This window comes from Marinobacter sp. M-5, assembly GCF_032911545.1.
Lineage (GTDB): Bacteria > Pseudomonadota > Gammaproteobacteria > Pseudomonadales > Oleiphilaceae > Marinobacter > Marinobacter goseongensis.
The window spans coordinates 576822-595776 of sequence record NZ_JAWJEK010000001.1 but is presented as its reverse complement, the minus strand read 5'-3'; the positions used below and the strand labels follow the sequence as shown (position 1 = coordinate 595776).

Annotated in this window: 13 protein-coding genes; 9 read left to right on the top strand and 4 right to left on the bottom strand. The window is 60.7% G+C overall.

Going from position 1 to position 18955, the window contains the following annotated elements:
- Both urtB and urtA read right to left on the bottom strand, forming a co-directional pair.
- Positions 1–1629 (bottom strand): urea ABC transporter permease subunit UrtB, encoded by a 1629-nt coding sequence (gene urtB, locus R0125_RS02655; protein WP_248182164.1) that lies wholly within the window; start codon positions 1627–1629, stop codon positions 1–3.
- A gap of 104 nt (positions 1630–1733) precedes the next feature.
- Positions 1734–3044: an urea ABC transporter substrate-binding protein gene (gene urtA / locus R0125_RS02650; RefSeq protein WP_317237030.1), complete on the bottom strand. Its 1311-nt coding sequence runs from the start codon at positions 3042–3044 to the stop codon at positions 1734–1736.
- A 360-nt stretch (positions 3045–3404) separates the two neighbouring features.
- On the opposite strand from urtA, the gene atzF reads away from it, so the two are divergent.
- The 5 genes from atzF to R0125_RS02625 all read left to right on the top strand — a co-directional run bounded on the left by atzF (position 3405) and on the right by R0125_RS02625 (position 11556).
- On the top strand, positions 3405–5249 hold the full coding sequence (atzF, locus tag R0125_RS02645) for an allophanate hydrolase (protein ID WP_317237029.1): 1845 nt from the start codon (positions 3405–3407) through the stop codon (positions 5247–5249).
- 13 nt (positions 5250–5262) lie between these two features.
- Entirely contained in the window at positions 5263–8895 is a 3633-nt protein-coding gene (gene uca, locus R0125_RS02640; protein WP_317237028.1) for an urea carboxylase, read from the top strand.
- A 160-nt stretch (positions 8896–9055) separates the two neighbouring features.
- Positions 9056–9778: a GntR family transcriptional regulator gene (locus R0125_RS02635; RefSeq protein WP_317237027.1), complete on the top strand. Its 723-nt coding sequence runs from the start codon at positions 9056–9058 to the stop codon at positions 9776–9778.
- Between the two features lie 431 nt (positions 9779–10209).
- Entirely contained in the window at positions 10210–10479 is a 270-nt protein-coding gene (locus R0125_RS02630; RefSeq protein WP_248182169.1) for a ComEA family DNA-binding protein, read from the top strand.
- Between the two features lie 108 nt (positions 10480–10587).
- Positions 10588–11556 carry a DMT family transporter gene (locus R0125_RS02625; RefSeq protein ID WP_248182392.1) on the top strand — a complete coding sequence of 323 codons (969 nt, stop codon included), beginning with the start codon at positions 10588–10590 and terminating at the stop codon, positions 11554–11556.
- 10 nt (positions 11557–11566) lie between these two features.
- Here the strand turns inward: R0125_RS02625 and gloA are convergent, their stop codons facing one another.
- Together gloA and R0125_RS02615 are read right to left on the bottom strand one after the other, a co-directional pair.
- Positions 11567–12115 (bottom strand): lactoylglutathione lyase, encoded by a 549-nt coding sequence (gloA, locus tag R0125_RS02620; RefSeq protein WP_317237026.1) that lies wholly within the window; start codon positions 12113–12115, stop codon positions 11567–11569.
- 181 nt (positions 12116–12296) lie between these two features.
- Positions 12297–13436 (bottom strand): alkane 1-monooxygenase, encoded by a 1140-nt coding sequence (locus tag R0125_RS02615; protein ID WP_317237025.1) that lies wholly within the window; start codon positions 13434–13436, stop codon positions 12297–12299.
- Between the two features lie 249 nt (positions 13437–13685).
- Here R0125_RS02615 and R0125_RS02610 point away from each other — a divergent pair, with 249 nt between their 5' ends.
- The 4 genes from R0125_RS02610 to R0125_RS02595 all read left to right on the top strand — a co-directional run bounded on the left by R0125_RS02610 (position 13686) and on the right by R0125_RS02595 (position 18932).
- Complete coding sequence (locus R0125_RS02610) at positions 13686–14345, top strand: GntR family transcriptional regulator (protein WP_248182394.1); 660 nt, start codon at positions 13686–13688, stop codon at positions 14343–14345.
- A gap of 182 nt (positions 14346–14527) precedes the next feature.
- Positions 14528–15562 carry a DUF6160 family protein gene (locus R0125_RS02605; RefSeq protein ID WP_317237024.1) on the top strand — a complete coding sequence of 345 codons (1035 nt, stop codon included), beginning with the start codon at positions 14528–14530 and terminating at the stop codon, positions 15560–15562.
- A 65-nt stretch (positions 15563–15627) separates the two neighbouring features.
- Positions 15628–16695 carry a lysylphosphatidylglycerol synthase transmembrane domain-containing protein gene (locus R0125_RS02600; RefSeq protein ID WP_317237023.1) on the top strand — a complete coding sequence of 356 codons (1068 nt, stop codon included), beginning with the start codon at positions 15628–15630 and terminating at the stop codon, positions 16693–16695.
- The gene (locus R0125_RS02595) at positions 16692–18932 is read left to right on the top strand and encodes a glycosyltransferase (RefSeq protein WP_317237022.1); all 2241 of its coding nucleotides are present in this window, start codon (positions 16692–16694) and stop codon (positions 18930–18932) included. The genes R0125_RS02600 and R0125_RS02595 overlap by 4 nt, the downstream gene beginning before the upstream one ends.
- Positions 18933–18955: the final 23 nt, after the last annotated feature.

Below are 18955 nucleotides of genomic sequence, written 5' to 3'. Positions count from 1 at the left end.
TCAGCCCTCCGCAGCCCGGCCTTTCTGGGGAAATAGTCCCTTCGGCCGTTTTTGAATGAACAGAATGATCAGCACCAGCACCATGATCTTGGCCAGTACCGAGCCGGCCCAGGGTTCCAGAATCTGGTTGATGGTGCCCAGTGACAGCCCCGCCAGCAGGGTGCCCCAGAGGTTACCCACGCCGCCAAACACCACCACCATGAAGGAATCGATGATGTAGTTCTGGCCCAGATTGGGGCCGACGTTGGTGATCTGTGACAGCGCCACGCCCGCCAGCCCGGCCACGCCGGAACCCAGGCCGAAAGTCAGGATGTCTACGCGGGTGGCACGAATGCCCATGGAACGGGCCATGGCGCGGTTCTGGGTCACGGCCCGCACTTCCAGGCCGAGGCGGGTCTTGCGCATAATCAACATCAGCCCGGCGAATACCACCAGGGCAAAACCGATGACGTACATGCGGTTCAGGGTCAGCGACAGCGCGTCGTTGATCACCAGCGAGCCGCTCATCCACTCCGGGGTGGTCACCGAACGGTTGAGGGGGGAAATCACCGTGCGCACCAGTTGCTGCAGAATCAGGCTGACACCGAAGGTGGCCAGCAGGGTTTCCAGCGGGCGGCCTTTGAGGTGCTGGATCACGCTGCGTTCGATGGCGATGCCCGCCAGCGCCGCGACCAGAAAGCCGGCGGGAATGGACAGGATCAGCGCCAGCCCGGGCTGGCCCGGTAACAGCTGCTGCATGCCCCAGGTGGTGTAGGCCCCCAGCATGATCAGTTCGCCGTGGGCCATGTTGATCACGCCCATCACGCCAAAGGTGATGGCCAGACCAATGGCCGCCAGCACCAGCACCGAGCCGAGAGACAACCCGAAATACAGGGTCTCCGCAACGCGGTTCATTTGCAGTTTCTGCTCGATAGAGACCAGCGCCTGTTTGGCGCGAGCGGCGGCTGCGGGGTCATCCCCGGCCACGGCGTTATTGAGGGCGGCGCGGGCGTTACTGTGGAGGCTTCCGGTCAGTACGTCGATGGCCTCGACCCGGGCCTGGGAGTCGCCCTGCTCCAGCTGGTAAATGGCAACGGACTCTTCAATGCGATTGCGAACCGGACCCGGCAGGTCCCGTTCCAGTAATTTGTTCAGTGGGTTCACCACACTGTTGTTCACTTTGCCCATCATGGCTTCGGCGGCGTTTTCCTGAACTTCGGGGTCGTCCGAATACAGGTCCAGCATGGCCAGCACGCCTTCCAGTTTGCCGCGGATGGCATTATTGATGTTCACCCGGTCCAGCTCCCGTCGGGAGATCTCGCCCAGGTTGTCACCGGTAAGCGGGTCGGCAATGGTCCAGTTGCGGCCTACGTTGCGCAGCACTTCCACCACCTGCCCGGTGTTTTTGTTGCGACTCAGACGGTTATTGCCATAAGCATCCAGCCAGTCTCGGGCGCGGGGATCACCGCTGTCGACAATGGCTTCAATGGCGGCGTCGATTTGCCGTGGGGAGGCGTCGGCCAGGTCCGCGAGCAGCGCCTGACCGGGGTCGGCTTTTACCGGGCTGGCGACGATGAATGCGAGTGCCAGCAGCACGGTCAGGCCCAGGCGTTTGAGACAAGGGGATGCGAGCCATCGGGAGATGCCCATGTGTCCGTCCTGTTGTTGAAGAGAAAGGATGGGTTCGGAACTCGGGAAACACCCGGGGCGCTCACGCGGCCCCGGGGTTCATTCTGCGAGATGTGATCGGCAGATCAGTCAGCGTCGGCCAGGGCCTGCTCGCCGGCAGAGGCGCCACAGGTGCCGGATTTGACGTTGAAGTTGCCGCACTTAAGCGGCGCACGCCAATCGGCAATCAGGTCACGGGAACCCGGCAGGAAGTCAGACCAGGCATCACCCGCCACGGTGGAGGAGGTTTCCCACACCACGGAGAACTGGCCGTTGTCCTGAATCTCGCCGATCAGCACCGGCTTGGTGATGTGGTGGTTCGGCATCATGGTGGCGTAACCGCCGGTCAGGTTGGGAACGGCCACGCCGATGATAGCGTCTTTCACCGCGTCCACATCGGTGGTGCCGGCTTTCTTCACCGCTTCCACGTACATGTTGAAGCCAATGTAGTGAGCTTCCATGGGGTCGTTAGTCACGGCTTTCTCGTCGCCCTTGTACTCAACCCAGGCGTCGATGAAGTCGTAGTTGGCGTCGCTGTCCACGCTCATGAAGTAGTTCCATGCGGCCAGGTGACCCACCAGCGGACCGGTGTCGATACCCGCCAGTTCCTGCTCGCCCACGGAGAAAGCCACCACCGGGATGTCGGAAGAGGCGATGCCCTGGTTGCCCAGCTCACGGTAGAACGGCACGTTGGCGTCGCCGTTGATGGTGGAAACCACTGCGGTCTTCTTGCCGGCGCTGCCGAACTTCTTGATATCAGACACAATGGACTGCCAGTCGGAGTGACCGAAAGGCGTGTAATTGATCATGATGTCGGCTTCGGCCACACCCATGTCTTTCAGGTAGGTTTCCAGAATCTTGTTGGTGGTGCGGGGGTATACATAGTCCGTGCCCGCCAGAACCCAGCTCTCAACGCCCAGCTCGTTCTTCAGGTAGTCCACCGCCGGGATGGCCTGCTGGTTCGGCGCGGCACCGGTATAGAACACGTTTTCTGACGACTCTTCACCTTCATACTGCACCGGGTAGAACAGCAGGCCGTTGAGCTCTTCCACCACCGGCAGTACCGACTTGCGGGACACTGACGTCCAGTTGCCGAAAATCACGTCTACCTTCTCTTTTTCCAGCAGCTCACGGGCTTTCTCGGCAAACAGCGGCCAGTTGGAGGCGGGGTCGACCACAACGGCTTCCAGCTGACGGCCGTCTATGCCGCCTTTGGCGTTCTGCTGTTCGATCAGCATTTCCATGGTGTCTTTCAGGGCGGTTTCACTGATCGCCATGGTGCCGGACAGAGAGTGCAGGATGCCAACCTTGATGGGATCTTCCGCGGCCATGGCGTGGAAGGATACCGACAGCGCCAGAGCAGAGAGGCCCAGCTTCACGTGTTTTTTGATGCTCATGTTGTGAGTCCTTTTACTTTGTTGGGTTTTACCTGATAGAGAGTGTCGTTCGTCGTAAACGCACTTCCCTCTCTGCATCTGCTGTTCCACATTGCCCATATATTCCGCAAAAACAGCAACTTATCTAGTATACAAGCAGATCGATTCGTACCCGGCCAGCACCAAACCCCCCTTAACTCACTGTTTTACGGTTCTGTTTTGGTGCGCCCGCACCGGCTTTGGGCGCTCACTTTTGGAGCGCCATTTCCGCAAAAAACACTATCCAACTGTTTTTAAACGCTTTTAAAGAAAGTTTGTCAAATGGCACGGGCATTGCCAATCAGGATGTATACAAGATGACAAACTGCACGAGGACAACCCATGCCTTCAACAACCGGATGGACACTGCATGACTGGCGCGCCGCCTACGGTCAGGGCCAGTCGCCGGAGTCCCTGCTGGGCGAATTGCTGACCAGCCTGGATACCACCCCTAATAAAGACGTGGCCTGGATCTCCCTGATCGATCAGGCCGGCCTGAAGAAAGCGCTGGCGGATCTGGACCAGCTGGCGCAACAGTCCGGCGGTAATCGGGCAGCGCTGCCTTTGTATGGTGTACCGTTCGCAGTGAAGGACAACATTGATGCTGTGCGTTTCGAGACCACCGCTGGTTGCCCTGCCTACGCCTATACACCCCAGCAGGACGCCGCCACCGTCGCCCGCCTCAAGGCCGCCGGCGCCATCCTGATTGGCAAAACCAACCTGGATCAGTTCGCCACCGGGCTGGTGGGCACCCGCTCGCCGTACGGAGCGGTGCCCAACACCTTCAAACCGGAAGTGGTCAGCGGCGGTTCCAGCTCCGGTTCCGCGTCGGTGGTGGCCCGCGGGCTGGTACCGTTTGCCCTGGGGACCGACACCGCCGGTTCCGGCCGGGTGCCGGCGGGGCTGAACAACCTGGTGGGGCTGAAACCCACCAAAGGTCAGTTCAGCATTGAAGGCGTGGTGCCGGCCTGCAAGTCCCTGGATTGCGTGTCGATCTTTGCCCTGACGGTGGGCGACGCCGGGGCCGTGCAGCAGGTAATGGCCGGCTATCAGCCGACCGATGCGTTCTCCCGCCAGGCGCCTACCACCCTGCCCGACGATGCACCGGCCATTCGCCGGAACGGCCCCATCAAACGCCTGGCCATTCCCGAACAGCCCCAGTGGTTCGGGGATCAACAGGCGGAAGCGGCCTGGAATACCGCCCTCAGTAACTGGCGCCAGCAGGATGTGGAGCTGGTGCCGTTGGATTTTGCGCGGATGTCGGAACTGGCGGCACTGCTGTACGAGGGCCCCTGGGTCGCAGAACGCCACGCGGCAGTGGAAGGGTTTATCGCGGAGCACGCCCGCGAGATGAATCCGGTGGTGAAAGGCATTATCGAAAAAGCCGCCAACTTCACCGCCACCGATGCCTTCAAGGCCCAGTACCGCAAGGAAGAGCTGGTGCGCGCCATTGATGGACAACTGCAGGATATCGACGCCCTGCTGGTGCCTACGGCCCCTACCGCCCCGACTATTGACGCGGTGAATGCGGACCCGGTCACTCTCAACAGTCAGCTGGGCACTTACACCAATTTCGTCAACCTGGCGGATTTCTGTGCCCTGGCGGTGCCCGCCGGTTTCCGCGACGACGGCCTGCCTTTCGGAGTCACCCTGATCAGTGGTGCCTGGAAAGACGCCGAACTGCAGAGGCTGGCCAGCCAGTGGCTGAACGCCCACCCCACCCCGCTGGGCGCTACCGACCTGAACCGCCCCATCGAAGAACCGGCCGCCCCGATGCCGGCGGACACCATTACCGTCGCCGTGGTGGGTGCTCACCTCAGCGGCATGCCCCTGAACACCCAGCTCACCGAGCGCAACGCGGTGCTGCTGGAGCAGACCACCACTTCAGCCAACTACTGCCTGTACGCCCTGCCCAACACCACACCGCCGAAACCGGGGCTCAAACGGGTTGGCCCGGAAAACGGCCGCGAAATGATCGTGGAGGTGTGGCAGATGGCCAGCTCTGAGTTCGGCTCCTTCGTTGACCTGATTCCGGCGCCCCTGGGCATCGGCAACGTGGAGCTGGCCGATGGCCGCTGGGTCAACGGCTTTATTTGCGAAGGCTACGGCTTCGAAGGCGCCCGGGACGTGACCGAATTCGGCGGCTGGCGCGCCTTCATCACCGCCCTCAAATCCGGACAGGCATAAGGAGAGCCCAACCATGTTCAGCAAAGTATTGATTGCCAACCGCGGTGAGATCGCCGTACGCACCATTCGCACCCTCAAGGCCATGGGGGTGGGCAGCGTTGCGGTTTACTCCCATCAGGATCGCCACAGCCTGCATGTGACCAGTGCCGACGAAGCCGTGGCCCTGACCGGCAATGGCGCCAGCGAAACCTACCTCGACAAGTCACAGATTCTGGCCGCCGCCAAGCAAACCGGCGCAACCGCCATTATTCCCGGCTACGGCTTCCTGTCAGAGAACGCGGACTTCGCCGAAGCCTGCGAAGCCGAAGGCATTGCTTTTATCGGCCCCACCCCCACACAGATGCGGGAATTCGGCCTGAAGCACCGGGCGCGGGAACTGGCGGAAGCCGCCGGCGTGCCCCTGGCTCCCGGCAGCGGTTTGCTGAATAGCCTGGACGAAGCACTGGGCGTGGCAGACAACCTGGGCTACCCGGTGATGCTGAAAAGCACCGCCGGCGGCGGTGGCATCGGCCTTACTCGTTGCAACAGCGACAGCGAACTGCGGGAAGCCTTCGAAACCGTGCGCCGCCAGGGCCAGAGCTTCTTCAACGACAGCGGCGTGTTCCTTGAGCGCTTCATCGCCCGCGCCCGCCACGTGGAAGTGCAGATGTTCGGTGACGGCGAAGGCAATGTGGTCGCCCTGGGCGAGCGGGATTGCTCCCTGCAGCGCCGCAACCAGAAAGTAGTGGAAGAAACCCCGGCCCCGAGACTCCCGGCGGCCACCCGCCAGAAGATGCTGGATGCCGCCGTGTCCCTCGGCCAGTCCGTCAATTACCGCTCCGCCGGCACCGTGGAATACATTTACGACGAGGAGCGGGACGAATTCTACTTCCTGGAAGTGAATACCCGCTTACAGGTGGAGCACCCTGTGACCGAGTCCGTCACCAGCCTGGACCTGATCGAGTGGATGCTGAAAATCGCCGCTGGCGAGAGCCCGGACCTGGCTGGTTTCCAGCCAAAACTGAACGGCGCGTCCATGGAAGTGCGCATCTACGCCGAAGACCCACTGAAAGACTTCCAGCCCTCCCCCGGCGAACTGACGGATGTGTACTGGCCGGAGGACGGCGTGCGGGTCGACACCTGGGTAGAAAACGGCAGTGAAGTGTCGGCCCACTATGACCCGATGATCGCCAAGCTGATCGTGCACGGCAAAGACCGCGACGACGCCCTGGCAAAACTGCAGGCAGCGCTGGCGGAAACCCGGCTGATGGGCATTGCGACCAACCTGGATTACCTGCGCCAGGTAGTGGCCCAGAAGAGCTTTGCCGACGGCGTTGTGTCTACTCGCGCGCTGGAGACCTTCGAGTTCAAACCGTCGGTGGCCGAAGTGGTCAAACCCGGCACCTACACCACGGTGCAGGATTACCCCGGCCGCGTGGGTTACTGGAACATCGGCGTGCCACCCAGTGGCCCGATGGACGACTACGCCTTCCGCATCGCCAACCGCATCGTTGGTAACCACCACGAAGCGGCGGGGCTGGAAGCCACATTGATCGGCCCCAGCCTGAAGTTCCACAAGGACTCGGTAGTGGCGCTGACCGGCGCACTGACCGAAGCCACGCTGGACGACAAACCGGTGGAATTCTGGAAACCCATCACTGTCAAAGCCGGTCAGGTGCTGGCCGTCGGCAAAGCCATCAAGGGCTGCCGCACTTACCTCTCCGTCCGCGGCGGCTTTGATGTACCAGTGTATCTGGGCAGCCGTTCCACCTTCGCCCTCGGCCAGTTCGGCGGCCACGGCGGCCGGCCCCTGCGCCCCGGCGACATGCTGGGCATCAGCCAGATCAACCTGCCGGCCTGCACCACCACCGCCCCAACCCACGACGCCGCCCCGGCGGACCCGGACCTGATCCCGTCCTACCCGGATCATTGGGAAATCGGCGTGCTCTATGGCCCCCACGGTGCCCCGGACTTCTTCACAGAAAGTTCCATCGAGAAATTCTTCCAGCAAGACTGGGAGGTGCATTACAACTCCAACCGCCTGGGCATCCGCCTGAACGGCCCGAAACCCGAATTTACCCGGGAAGACGGCGGCGAGGCCGGCCTGCACCCATCCAACATTCACGACTGCGAATACGCCATCGGCTCCATCAACTTCACTGGCGACATGCCGGTGATCCTCACCAAGGATGGCCCCAGCCTCGGCGGCTTCGTGTGCCCGGTCACCATCGCCAAGGCCGAGCTGTGGAAAGTCGGCCAGGTCAAACCCGGCGACACCATCCGCTTCGTCGCCATTGATAACGACACCGCGGTGAAACTGTCCGAACGCCAGGAACTGGCCATCGCCAGCCTGATGGCGCCACCGGAAGTCGCTCTGGTTGCGCCCCAACTGGCACCGCTGAGCGACCTGTCCGCCACCATCCTCGCCCACCTTCCCGAGAAAGACGGCCGCCCGGAAGTCACCTATCGCCAGGCCGGCGACCAGTACATTTTGCTGGAGTACGGTCCCAACGTGATGGACCTGGGCGTGCGCATGCGCATTCACGCGCTGATGGAAGCCATCGCCGACGTGCAACCCGGCGGCCTGCTGGAACTCTCCCCCGGCGTGCGCTCGCTGCAATTGCGCTACGACGCCCGCTTGCTGTCACAGCAGGCATTGATGGAATACCTGCTGGACCTGGAAGAAACCCTGCCGCCCACAGACGAGCTGAAAGTACGCAGCCGCGTGATCCACCTGCCCATGGCCTTCGAAGACAGCGCAACGCTCGAAGCGGTGGACAAATACCGCCAGTCCGTCAGAGACACCGCACCCTGGCTGCCCAACAACGTCGACTTCATGCAGCGGATAAACGGCTTGCCGACGAGAGAGGAAGTGCGGGACGTGCTGTTCTCCGCCCGGTATCTGGTGCTCGGCCTCGGCGACGTATATCTGGGTGCCCCCTGCGCCGTTCCGCTCGACCCAAGGCACCGGTTGCTCACTTCGAAATACAATCCGGCCCGAACCTACACGGCGGAAGGCACCGTTGGCATCGGCGGCGTCTACATGTGCATCTACGGCATGGACTCCCCTGGTGGTTACCAGCTGGTAGGCCGCACCCTGCCAATCTGGAACAAATACCTGAAGAACCCCCAGTTCGCCGAAGGCGCCCCCTGGCTGCTAAGGTTCTTCGATCAGGTGTGCTATTACCCGGTGACAGAGCCTGAGCTGGACGAAATGCGCGATCAGTTCCGCGCTGGTCAGCTGGAAGTGAAGATTGAGGAAGAAACCTTTGATCTGAAATCCCATCAGGCTTTCCTGGACGCCAATGCCGACTCCATCGCCGATTTCCGGAAACTTCAGAAGGCGGCCTACGCCAAAGAAGTGGCCCTGTGGAAAGACAGCGAGGCGGAAGAGCTCGACAAACTGGCGAAAGCACCGCCAAAAGCAGATGTCTCCGACCTGGAGAAATTCGGTGAGCTCATCAGTGCCGAAATCGCCGGAAACATCTGGAAATGTCTCGTTAAGCCCGGTGACATCGTGGCCGAAGGTGATCCATTAATCATCGTAGAAGCTATGAAAATGGAGTTCGAAATAAACGCGACCCTTTCCGGAGAAATCAGTGCATTGCATACTTCCCCCGGAAAGGCCGTAACCCCTGGCGAACCAATACTAAGCATTAAGGTTTAGAGGACTCCAGCACCAGAGTATGTAGCGGTGGTGGGGGGAGTCTTTTTTCAAAACGTCGCCTGTCTGAGCAAAGCGAGTTTAAGCGACGTTTTTAAAAAAGACTCCCCGCTCCGCCGCCACCCCCAAAGTGCAGTGCGATAGTCATCAGAAGAGCACCATCATGACCAGAAAACCCGCAGCAAAACGCAAAGAGAGTATGGCCGATCGGGTATACGAAGCCCTTAAAGAGGACATCTTTGAGTTTCGGTTGATTCCTGGTGACAAGTTCAGCGAAGGTGATGTCGGCACCCGACTGAGCGCCAGCCGAACGCCTGTAAGGGAAGCACTTTATCGCTTGCAGCGAGAGGGGTATGTGGAGGTTCTTTTCCGCAGTGGCTGGCAGGTCAAGCCGTTTGATTTTCAGCAGGTCGAGGAACTCTATGATCTGAGGATTACGCTGGAACGGGCCGCCATGCACAAGATCTGCGCTCTGGACGAACAGCCTCAGGCCGTGCGAACGCTAACCGCGATCTGGAATCCGGATCATCCGTCAGAACGAGCGGTCGGCAGCACCGTGCGGGCACTGGATGAAAGCTTCCACTGCGACCTGGTCGCAGCCGCCGGCAACCGGGAGATGACCCGTATCCATCGGGAGATCACCGACCGGCTGCGAATCATTCGTCGGCTGGATTTCACCCGGGACGACCGGGTGGATGCCACCTACGTGGAGCACTCGGAGATTCTGGCCGCCATCCGCTCCGGCGAAGCCACCGCCGCCGCGGACAAACTCACGCAGCATATTCGCACCTCCCAAAAGGCCGTTCGCGAGATCACCATGGAGCGAATTCGCGAGGCGGCCGCGGCCCATCGGGGCGGGCAAAATATTGCCTCGGAGACCGCATAAATACTGAATTCAGGTTCATTTTCGGGCCACGCCAACGGCTCACGAGTCTGTGGGATATATCGCACAACAGCGGGAGCAATTGTCCGATATGTGCAGATCAGGCCATCTGTAGAATGCTCATTGTCAGGGATGACAAGCCAGCAAGGAACGTTGGTCAAGGATGATGACTCCAGGGATTTGGAGCAGCCCACGGATCAGGGCAGACAGGGACGACCACCAGGGATGAAGCACACAGGACGTGTGTAGCCTGAAGGATCAGGCGGGGGTCAGCCACGGACAAGGGATCACAGGGAAGGTGGTCCTGTTCCGTGCACTTTTTTGCCTTCCAGTTCTTGCTCACCTGCAACAATCTTCCGACCAGCGAACGTCCTGCTGACTGCGTTCTGGCATCTAACCATAACGAAAGTATTCAGACTCAGGAGCTCACGCCCATGAAATCCACGCCAATGATGGCCACACTGGTTCTTCTTTTCAGCCTGCTGTCCGGCTTCGCCTACGCCGAACCGGCCGCCGTCAACATCAACACTGCCGATGTGGAAACCCTCGCCAGCCTGAACGGCATTGGTGAGAGCAAGGCCCAGGCCATTGTCGCTTACCGCGAAGCCAACGGCCCTTTCCAGTCCGCCGACGACCTGGTCAACGTCAAAGGCATTGGTGAAGCTACCGTTGCGAAGAACGCCGACAGCCTCGCCATCGAGTAAGCATTGCCCAGCGGAGCCACCGGCTCCGCGACCTTCTGCCGCTGGCGTTGCCCGGATCGCACTGATAATCTCACGCCCTTGCTCAACACCAAGCCAGGTCGCTATCCGATGATTCACGGTGCACTTCTTATTGCCCTCGCCGCCTTGCTCTGGGCCACAACCGGTATCGTGGCCAAGTTCCTGTTCACCGGAACCGAACTGCAAGCCATCACCCTCGGATTTTTACGCCTCGCGGTCGCGCTGCCTTTCTTTTTCGTGCTGATGCTCCGGGAACGCCGGGATACAACCGGCCAGCCCTCAGCGCGCCAGCGGCCGCCGGGGATCACCCTGAAAGCCTTGCTGCCACTGGCGGCCCTCGGCCTGTTTCAGGCCTGCTATCAAGGCAGCTATCTGATTGCGGTGGACCTGACCGGGGCCGGCATTGCCACCCTGATTGCCCTGTGTCTGGCGCCGGTGCTGGTGGCCATCATGGCCGCGCCGCTGCTGGGTGAAAGACCGGGGGTGATCACCGTGCTGGCATTGGTGGCGGCGATTATCGGCACCTCCATGCTGGTCGTCAGCGACATGGATACCGCCGGGGAGCTTCGCCTGGCGGGCATTCTGGTGGCCGTCTTTGCCGCCGTGGTGTACGCCGGCTTCACCCTGACCAGCCGCCACACCTCCACCGGCACGCCGGTGTTCACCACCGCTTTTATCTGCTTCGCCACTGCGGCACTGATCCTGCTGATGGTGCTGCTGGTCACCGACGGCTTTGACGGTATCGAAACGCTGGGCATCCGGCACTGGCTGATGGTGGGCTACATTGGCGTGGTACCCACCTGCATCGGCTATCTGAGCTTTTTTGCCGGTATGAAAACCACACCTGCCACTTTGTCCAGCATCATCGTGACGCTGGAACCGCTGTTCGTCGCCTTGCTGGCGTGGATAATTCTCGGGGAGGTGCTGGGGGTTATCGGTGTGCTTGGCGCGGTGATCCTCACCGCTGCGGTCATCGTGGCCTCGCAGAGCAGCGCCAGAACCCTGCCCGGCGCAGTGCGAGCAGATGACCACCCGATCAGCGGGCGTCAGGCCGACTGACGCCCGCCTGTCAGCCGTCTTTGCGCTGCTTTTCCAGCATGTTCGGCTGCAGGATCTCAATCCAGTAACCGTCGGGGTCCTTGATAAAGGCCAGGCCTTTCATCTTGCCGTCGTCCGGCTTCTTCACAAACTCCACCCCGAGCGTTTCAAAACGCTCACACGCGGCGTAGACGTCCGGCACCGCCACGCCGATGTGGCCAAAGCCCTGGGGTTCGTCATTGCCGTTGTGGTAGCTGAAATCCGCATCGTTTTCGGTACCCCAGTTGTGGGTCAGCTCCAGCATGGCCTCGCGGCCGAAGATGAAAGTGGTTCGGTGGGCGTCGTCTGTCGGCACGGTGCTTGCCTGGCGGTCGTCCAGGTAGGCGAGGAAGTACAGGGTGAATTTCATCTCGGGGAAATCGAGCTTCCGCACCAGGCGCATGCCCATCACGCGGGTGTAGAAATCCATAGAGCGCTCGGGGTCTTTGATACGCATCATGGTCTGGTTGAAAACGTAGCCTTCTGTCTCCGGAACCGGTGCTTCGTGCAGGCCGGCGGCCTGTTCAAAGTGCTTGGGCATGGTTTTTCCCTTTGTTAATTGCTTGGGTTAAACGATATACCTGCGTGCGTTACCGGTGGATTTCAAGGGTGCTTCAAGGGGACCAAAAAAGGCCCCGCAGTCAGAGACCGAACCTGCGGGGCCTGAAAGGGCCAGTTTCCTGGCACACGCTTCAGAGACGCTCTGAAGCCTCTGGAGAGGCTCAAGAAGCCAGCTGATGCTCCTCACCCCGGTAATACGCCTCCACCCGGGGGTTCATAACGCGCTTCCAGAGGGGCGGCACCATAGCCAGGACGATCATGGCGGAGTAGCCGGCCGGCAGCTGGGGCGCGATGTCATGGTGACGCAGCACCTGGTAGCGGCGCTTGGCGAACGCGTGGTGATCGCTGTGGCGCTGAAGCTGAAACAGGAACACGTTGGTCAGGAAGTAGTTAGAATTCCAGCTGTGCTCGGGAGTGGTGCGCTCATAGCGGCCGTTGTCCAGCTTGCGACGATGCAGGCCGTAATGCTCGAGGTAGTTGACGATCTCCAGCAGGGTGAAGGCGAAGAAGCTCTGACCCAGGAAGAAGGCGGCGCCGAGCCAGCCGAAGGCCAGGGTGAAGCCAATACCTACCAGTGCACTGATGCTGTACCACCAGATCAGCTCGTTGCGCCAGCTCAGGGCTTTGTGACCTTTGCGCTGCAGGCGCTGGGCCTCGAGCTTCCAGGCGTTGAGGAAGTTGCGCACGTAGGCCTGGGGCAGGAACTGGTACAGCGACTGGTTGTAACGTGACGACGACGCATCTTCCGGGGTAGACACGTGCACATGGTGACCTCGCAGGTGCTCCACCTTGAAACCGGCGTAGCAGACCAGTGACAGCAGGAACCCGCCGGCCCAGGTTTCCAGGCGGTCGTCTTTATGGATCAGTTCGTGGGCGACGTTGATGCCCAGCCCCCCGACGATGCCGATGGATACCACCCACCCCAGACCGCCAGCCACGCTGAAAATACCGGAGGCCAGCGTCGCCATGCCCCACACCAGCAGGACCGCAAAGCCGGCAACCCAGCCCAGGGTGATCACGCGGTAGAAGGCTTCGCCGTTCATCACCGGCACGTCGGTTTTCTCATCCGGGTTCAGGGAATCCTTGCCCAGCAACATGTCGAGCACCGGAATGATGCCGAACACCACCACCGGCACGCCCCACGCAAACATGTTCAACAGATCGGTGGCCTGGCCGGCGGCCAGCAGCAGCGGTGGCAGTATCAGCGGCACCATGGCAATGAGGTAGCTGTATTTTTTCAGGGTAAGCAGCACCTTGCGGCGTGCGCTTTCACTGTTGAAACCGATGGACCGGGTACTCATAAAATGAACCTCGCTTGATTTCCCGTTATGCTTTTCCTGATTATTGTCCTACAATATAGCAGTCGTCAATCTATTTGATCGTTTTTTTCATTACCGAAACAAAATTGCGACACGGATCAATACTTTGACTCCTTCTGCGAATCTCTCCTTTGGCAAGGCTGTGGTAAACTCATGAAAGACGCACCCATGGATAGCGGCCCCTCGCCCACTGCGGCGAGCCGGCTAAAACAATCGGTTCAGAGAGCCATTATGGATTTTCAGGTTCCCAACACCCTCGCGGAACAGATCGCGAATTACCTTGCCGAGCGCATCATGACGGGCCGGATCCGGCCTGGTGAACGCATTCATGAGGCCACCACGGCCACGGAGCTGAAGGTGAGCCGCGCTTCCGTCAAGGAGGCGCTGTACACCCTGGAGCGGTGGCACCTGGTTGAAATCACTCCACGCAAGGGCGCGTCGGCCTCCAAGCTGGACCAGGCCCACGCCTCGGAGCTGTACGACGTCTACATGCACTTGCTGATGATGCTCGCGGCGCGGGTCAGCGAGCGCTGGCAAGAGAAGGACAAGCAGCCGATGATGGATGTCGCCCGCAACGTGATCGAGCAGATGAACGAGCCCACTGCCAACGTCACTGCCATTGTTGAAGCCAGCTTTGAAGTGATGGAGGTGTGCTGCGAGGTGGTAGGCAACCCGTATCTCACCGAGGCCCTGTCCAATTTCAAGCCGGCGGTCAGCCGCGCCTACTACCTGAGCGCTGAGCGCTACCGCCAGGGCCTGGACCAGACCAGTCAGTTCTTTACCCAGCTGCCCCAAGCTGTTCTGGCGCGGGACGCGGATCGGGCCCAGGCTCTGATCCGGGAATTTGCCGAACATCAGAAAGCCCTGATTCTGCAAGCTCTGGCCTCCTGACACCGGATTCAGGCAGGCCAGGCCGTGTTGTGACTCAGCTCACAGACCTTCTCCACATTCCCGCTTATCGTAACAACGTGTAACCAGACCACATGGATGCTGCACCGGTTCTGCTGTCCCCTGCGGCCATAAAACAATAAACAGGCCGGCGCCTGGCCGGCCCAGATGATTCCGGGGCCACCATGACCAACAAACTCCCCCGCTCTGCCAAACGATGCACCCGCTGTCACCCGCGCTCATGGCCCGTGGCCGCCGCTGCCGTGCTGGTGGCTTTACCCGTCAGTGCGGATTTCCGTCCCCTGGATGACCGCGATATGGGGCACATCACCGGTCAGGCCGGAGTCACCATTGAGCTGGAAACCAAGCTGGATATCGGCAGACTGAGCTGGCGTGACGAGGGCACGCTGAGCGTGAATGACTTGAGCCTGTCCGGCCACGACGGTTCGGTACTGGACAATCTGCAGATCACACTGGACATCGCCGGCGAGGGTGAAGTGCTGGAGCATGGCTTCTCGGAGATCGCCCGCCGAGCCAACGCCGGTCTGCTGGACGCAAGCGACCCGGACGTAGCCGATGCCCTGGCCCGCTATTCCGTGGCCGGTGAATTTGGCAAGCAGTTCAACAGCGGCGACCTGGTGATTCACCTGGGGGCCGTCAACACCGGCGACCCCACCAGCCTTGACGATTACCTGAATGCGATCGACTTCCAGCTGGAGGTGGGCAGCCTGCAGACCGAGGGCAGCGGTGGCAGCACCACGATGTTTTCGGACGTGCTTCTTAAAGGCTATGTGGGCCCCACGGACCTGGTCATCCGCAACGGGGGCGACGCCACCCGAACGCTCTCCAACGGCACGGTGGTGTCAGGGTCTGAGTTGCAACTGGACACCCACTTTGAAGTCACCGACGGCAGCCTGAACTGGGATGTGGCCGACCTGATCTTCATCTTCAACTTCGCGGCAGTTGGCATCGAGGGGCTGCAGATTCATAACCGTCGCGGCGACGATACCCTCGGGCATTTCGGCATGGCCCACGCCACCGCCAGATTCTCCAGAGGCACCAGCGCCGCCTCCGGCAAGGAAGGCCTGTCGATCCATAACGTGGAGTTCCGCGCCGACATCGATATGCCGGTGTTCCGCATTGGTCCCGAAAGTATCGGCAGTGTGTCGTTCACCGACTTCGCCATCACCGACACCACCCTGATGGTGTATGGCCACTAGCGCAACACTGGACAGCGGCCTTACCTCTGCCTGTAAACTGCCCGTCTCTCACTGACGGGCAGGCCATGACGGATTCCACCGACCTTACATACACGAAAAAGACATCCTGGCGGCGGCTCACCCTGTTCAGCCTGATGTTCATCATCCTGACCGGCATCGGGCTGTACGCCGTGTACGACCGGTTCGCCGGGCGAAGCCTGACCTTCGACAGCCGTCTGATCAACCCGGCCACGGTAACAGCGGTGATCGCGTTACTACTGGTCTACTTCAGCGCCGACGGCCTACGCCTGCACTTCACCCTGCGGGCACTCGGGCACCGGCTCCCCCTGCCCGCAATTTTCCGCCTGGTGTTCATTAACCTGTTTTTCTCCAACGTCACACCCATGGCCACCGGCGGCGGTTTCGCGCAGATCTGGTACCTGCATCATCATGGCGTGCCCGTGGGGCGGGCAACCGCAGCCACCACCATCCGAACGGTGCTGGCGGTGGTGTTCATATTCTCGCTCACCCCGGTGTTCCTGCTGACGCTGGACGCGTTCAACGGTCGCTCACTGGGCGGAAACCTCGGTGTCGCCCTGGCGGTTATCATCGCGCTCTACCTGGGATTTTTCGCGGTGTTGCTGTTCCGCACCCGCTGGCTCATCGGCCCACTCAGCGGGTTGCTGGGCATGCTGCATCGCGCCCACCTGATTGGGGAAAACCGCCACCGACGCTGGCAGTTCAAGGCGCGCCGCGAGATGCTGCGTTTCACCAAAAGCTTCAGTGACTACCTGCGAGGTCGGCCGCTGTTTGTCTGGTTGTCGGTGGTTTTTACGGCGGTGTTCCTGCTGAGCCTGTTCAGCTTTCCGGCACTGCTGATGGTCAGTCTGGGATACGAGGTGGACTATCTGGTGTCACTGGGCTTACTGGTAGTCACCACCTTTATTATGTACTTCTCACCCACCCCCGGTGCGTCGGGCATCTCAGAGGGTGTGTTCGGCAGCTTTTTCCGCGATATTCTCTCGGGTAACCACCTGATTCTGGTCATTGTCAGCTGGCGGCTACTGACCATCTATCTGGGCATGCTCATCGGCCTCGTGGTGCTTCAAAGGGAACTGCTCAGACAGCGCAGACATGTGGGAGGAACGGAATGATCCTGCGTAATCCGCTGAAATGGTTGTTTTACGTTTGCCTGCTGATTGTCATTCTGCTGGTGGGCTACAAAGTCTATCTGAATGTTTTCACCGAGGATTACGCCGGCATCCACACCGACCAGGTGGAACGCATCGAGCAGCTGGTGGCGCCCGGCCAGCCGTTCAGCTTTGCGGTAGTTGGCAACATCAACAATTCCGTGGGGGTATTCGAGGAGCGCATGATTCCCCTGCTCAACGATGCCGGCGTCGACTTCATGGTGTCTGCCGGCAACGCCGTCAGCGGTGGCGGCGAAGACAAATACCGGGCCCTGCACGGCACCCTCAGCCACCTCGAAATGCCCTACCTGCTGACCTTCGGCGCCCATGAGTACGAGGATTTCGGCAGCTTCCGCTTCTACGATCATTACGGCCCGCACTTTTTCAGCGTCATCGCCGGGGATGCCCGGCTGATCTTCCTCGACAGCACCGGCAAAACCCCCTGGCAATGGCAGATGCGCTGGCTGGATGATCTGCTGAGCCAGGGCACCTCCCGGGCGCGCCTCGTATTTATTGGCCATCCGCCGTTCAAGCCCGCAAGCAGCCTGCCCTTTGACCGCGACGAGGATTACCTGAGCCCGCCGGAATTTCGCGAAGCCTTGCTGGACATGGCTGACAGACACCAGATTGACCGGGTGTTCTCCGCCAATCTGTCGGCATTCGCTGAAACCGGGCGGGGTAACACCGGATACATTGCCACCGGGGGTGCGGGCGGGCTGGTGCTGAACGACGACACCAGCTTCTACCACTACGTGCGGGTGGACGTTGATGCAGACGGCCAGGTCAGCCACACCCTGCAGCGGGTGGAGGTGGGGCAGGATCCGATTCTCAAACGACTGGAAAGCCTGTGGTTCTTTATTTATTCGTTGTTCTACACCGGCTATCTCAACTTCCTGCTGATTGTTGCGGTGTTTATAGCGGTCACCATCAAGCTGTACGGCGCCATCTTTGTCGGCAAGGACTACTACCCGGACTATGATCTGGACCCCGCGCCCTGGCTGGGCAAGCCGCTGCGGGTGGCCATGTTCACCAACAACTACCTGCCGTTTATCGGCGGCGTCCCCATCTCCATCGACCGGCTTCGGCGTGGACTGGAACAACTGGGTGACGCCCTGCTGATCGTCGCGCCACGATACCGTGGCGAACCCCATGGCGAAACCGGGGTGCTGCGGGTGCCTTCCCTGCTGGCCATGGGTGAAAAACGGGAATTCCGGCTGGCGAACATCTTCCTCGCCCGCATTCGCAAGCAGGTGCGCCGGTTCCGCCCGGATGTCATCCATTTACACCATCCGATCTGGCTGGGTTCATTGGGCCTGTTTATGGCGCGGCGGCTGGGTATACCGGCCATCTACACTTACCACACCCGGCTGGAGCACTACGCCCACTTTGTGCCGCTGCCGGGGATGCTGTTCCGCAACCTTATTTCCCACGCGCTGATCAGGCGGTTCGCCAACAAATGTGACGGCGTGATCGTGCCCACCTACTCCACCGAAGAATATCTGCGCATGATCGGGGTGAAAGCCCCGACCTATGTTCAGCCCACCGGGATCGAGTATCAGCGTTTCCAGGAGGTTGACCCCGCCGAGGTCAGCGATCTTCGCAAGCGGCTGGGGCTGGGCAGAGAAAAGATCTTCATCAGCGTATCGCGGCTGTCGAACGAGAAGAACATTGATTTCATGATCGAGGCCATCAGCGCGTTACGCCGGGAAACCCGGGTGCCGTTCCGTTTCCTGATGATTGGCGACGGGCACCAGCGGGACCGCCTGCAAGGCAAAATTGAACAACTGGATCTCGCCGGCCACGTAACGCTGGTCGGTGCGGTACCACCCGAGGCGATGGCCACCTGGTACAAGCTGGGGGATGCGTTCCTGTTTGCGTCGAAATCGGAAACCCAGGGCATGGTTATTCTCGAGGCCATGGCCGCCGGACTGCCCGTGGTGGCGGTGCGCTCCAGCGGTATCGAGGATGTGGTTCGCCACGGGGTAAATGGCTTCAAGACCCCGGAAAAGCAGGATCAATGGCGTGCCTGCGTCAGACAGCTGCTGGAAGATGACGACCTCCGCGCTGAGTTGGCCACCCAGGCGCTGGCCTTTGCCGAAGACTTTTCAGTAGAACGTTTCGCTGACGACGTGCGGCATATTTACGCCACCACGCTGGCGCTGGTGGACAAGAAACGGAAGCGCCGTCGCTCCGGAACCTGACGCGGCGATTTCGCCGGCGGCGC

What these genes read in the sequence shown, in the direction of transcription:
- urtB (WP_248182164.1), bottom strand. Translation starts at nt 1,629, where the DNA reads ATGGGCATCTCCCGATGGCTCGCATCCCCTTGTCTCAAACGCCTGGGC.
- urtA (WP_317237030.1), bottom strand. Translation starts at nt 3,044, where the DNA reads ATGAGCATCAAAAAACACGTGAAGCTGGGCCTCTCTGCTCTGGCGCTG.
- atzF (WP_317237029.1), top strand. Translation starts at nt 3,405, where the DNA reads ATGCCTTCAACAACCGGATGGACACTGCATGACTGGCGCGCCGCCTAC.
- uca (WP_317237028.1), top strand. Translation starts at nt 5,263, where the DNA reads ATGTTCAGCAAAGTATTGATTGCCAACCGCGGTGAGATCGCCGTACGC.
- R0125_RS02635 (WP_317237027.1), top strand. Translation starts at nt 9,056, where the DNA reads ATGACCAGAAAACCCGCAGCAAAACGCAAAGAGAGTATGGCCGATCGG.
- R0125_RS02630 (WP_248182169.1), top strand. Translation starts at nt 10,210, where the DNA reads ATGAAATCCACGCCAATGATGGCCACACTGGTTCTTCTTTTCAGCCTG.
- R0125_RS02625 (WP_248182392.1), top strand. Translation starts at nt 10,588, where the DNA reads ATGATTCACGGTGCACTTCTTATTGCCCTCGCCGCCTTGCTCTGGGCC.
- gloA (WP_317237026.1), bottom strand. Translation starts at nt 12,115, where the DNA reads ATGCCCAAGCACTTTGAACAGGCCGCCGGCCTGCACGAAGCACCGGTT.
- R0125_RS02615 (WP_317237025.1), bottom strand. Translation starts at nt 13,436, where the DNA reads ATGAGTACCCGGTCCATCGGTTTCAACAGTGAAAGCGCACGCCGCAAG.
- R0125_RS02610 (WP_248182394.1), top strand. Translation starts at nt 13,686, where the DNA reads ATGGATTTTCAGGTTCCCAACACCCTCGCGGAACAGATCGCGAATTAC.
- R0125_RS02605 (WP_317237024.1), top strand. Translation starts at nt 14,528, where the DNA reads ATGACCAACAAACTCCCCCGCTCTGCCAAACGATGCACCCGCTGTCAC.
- R0125_RS02600 (WP_317237023.1), top strand. Translation starts at nt 15,628, where the DNA reads ATGACGGATTCCACCGACCTTACATACACGAAAAAGACATCCTGGCGG.
- R0125_RS02595 (WP_317237022.1), top strand. Translation starts at nt 16,692, where the DNA reads ATGATCCTGCGTAATCCGCTGAAATGGTTGTTTTACGTTTGCCTGCTG.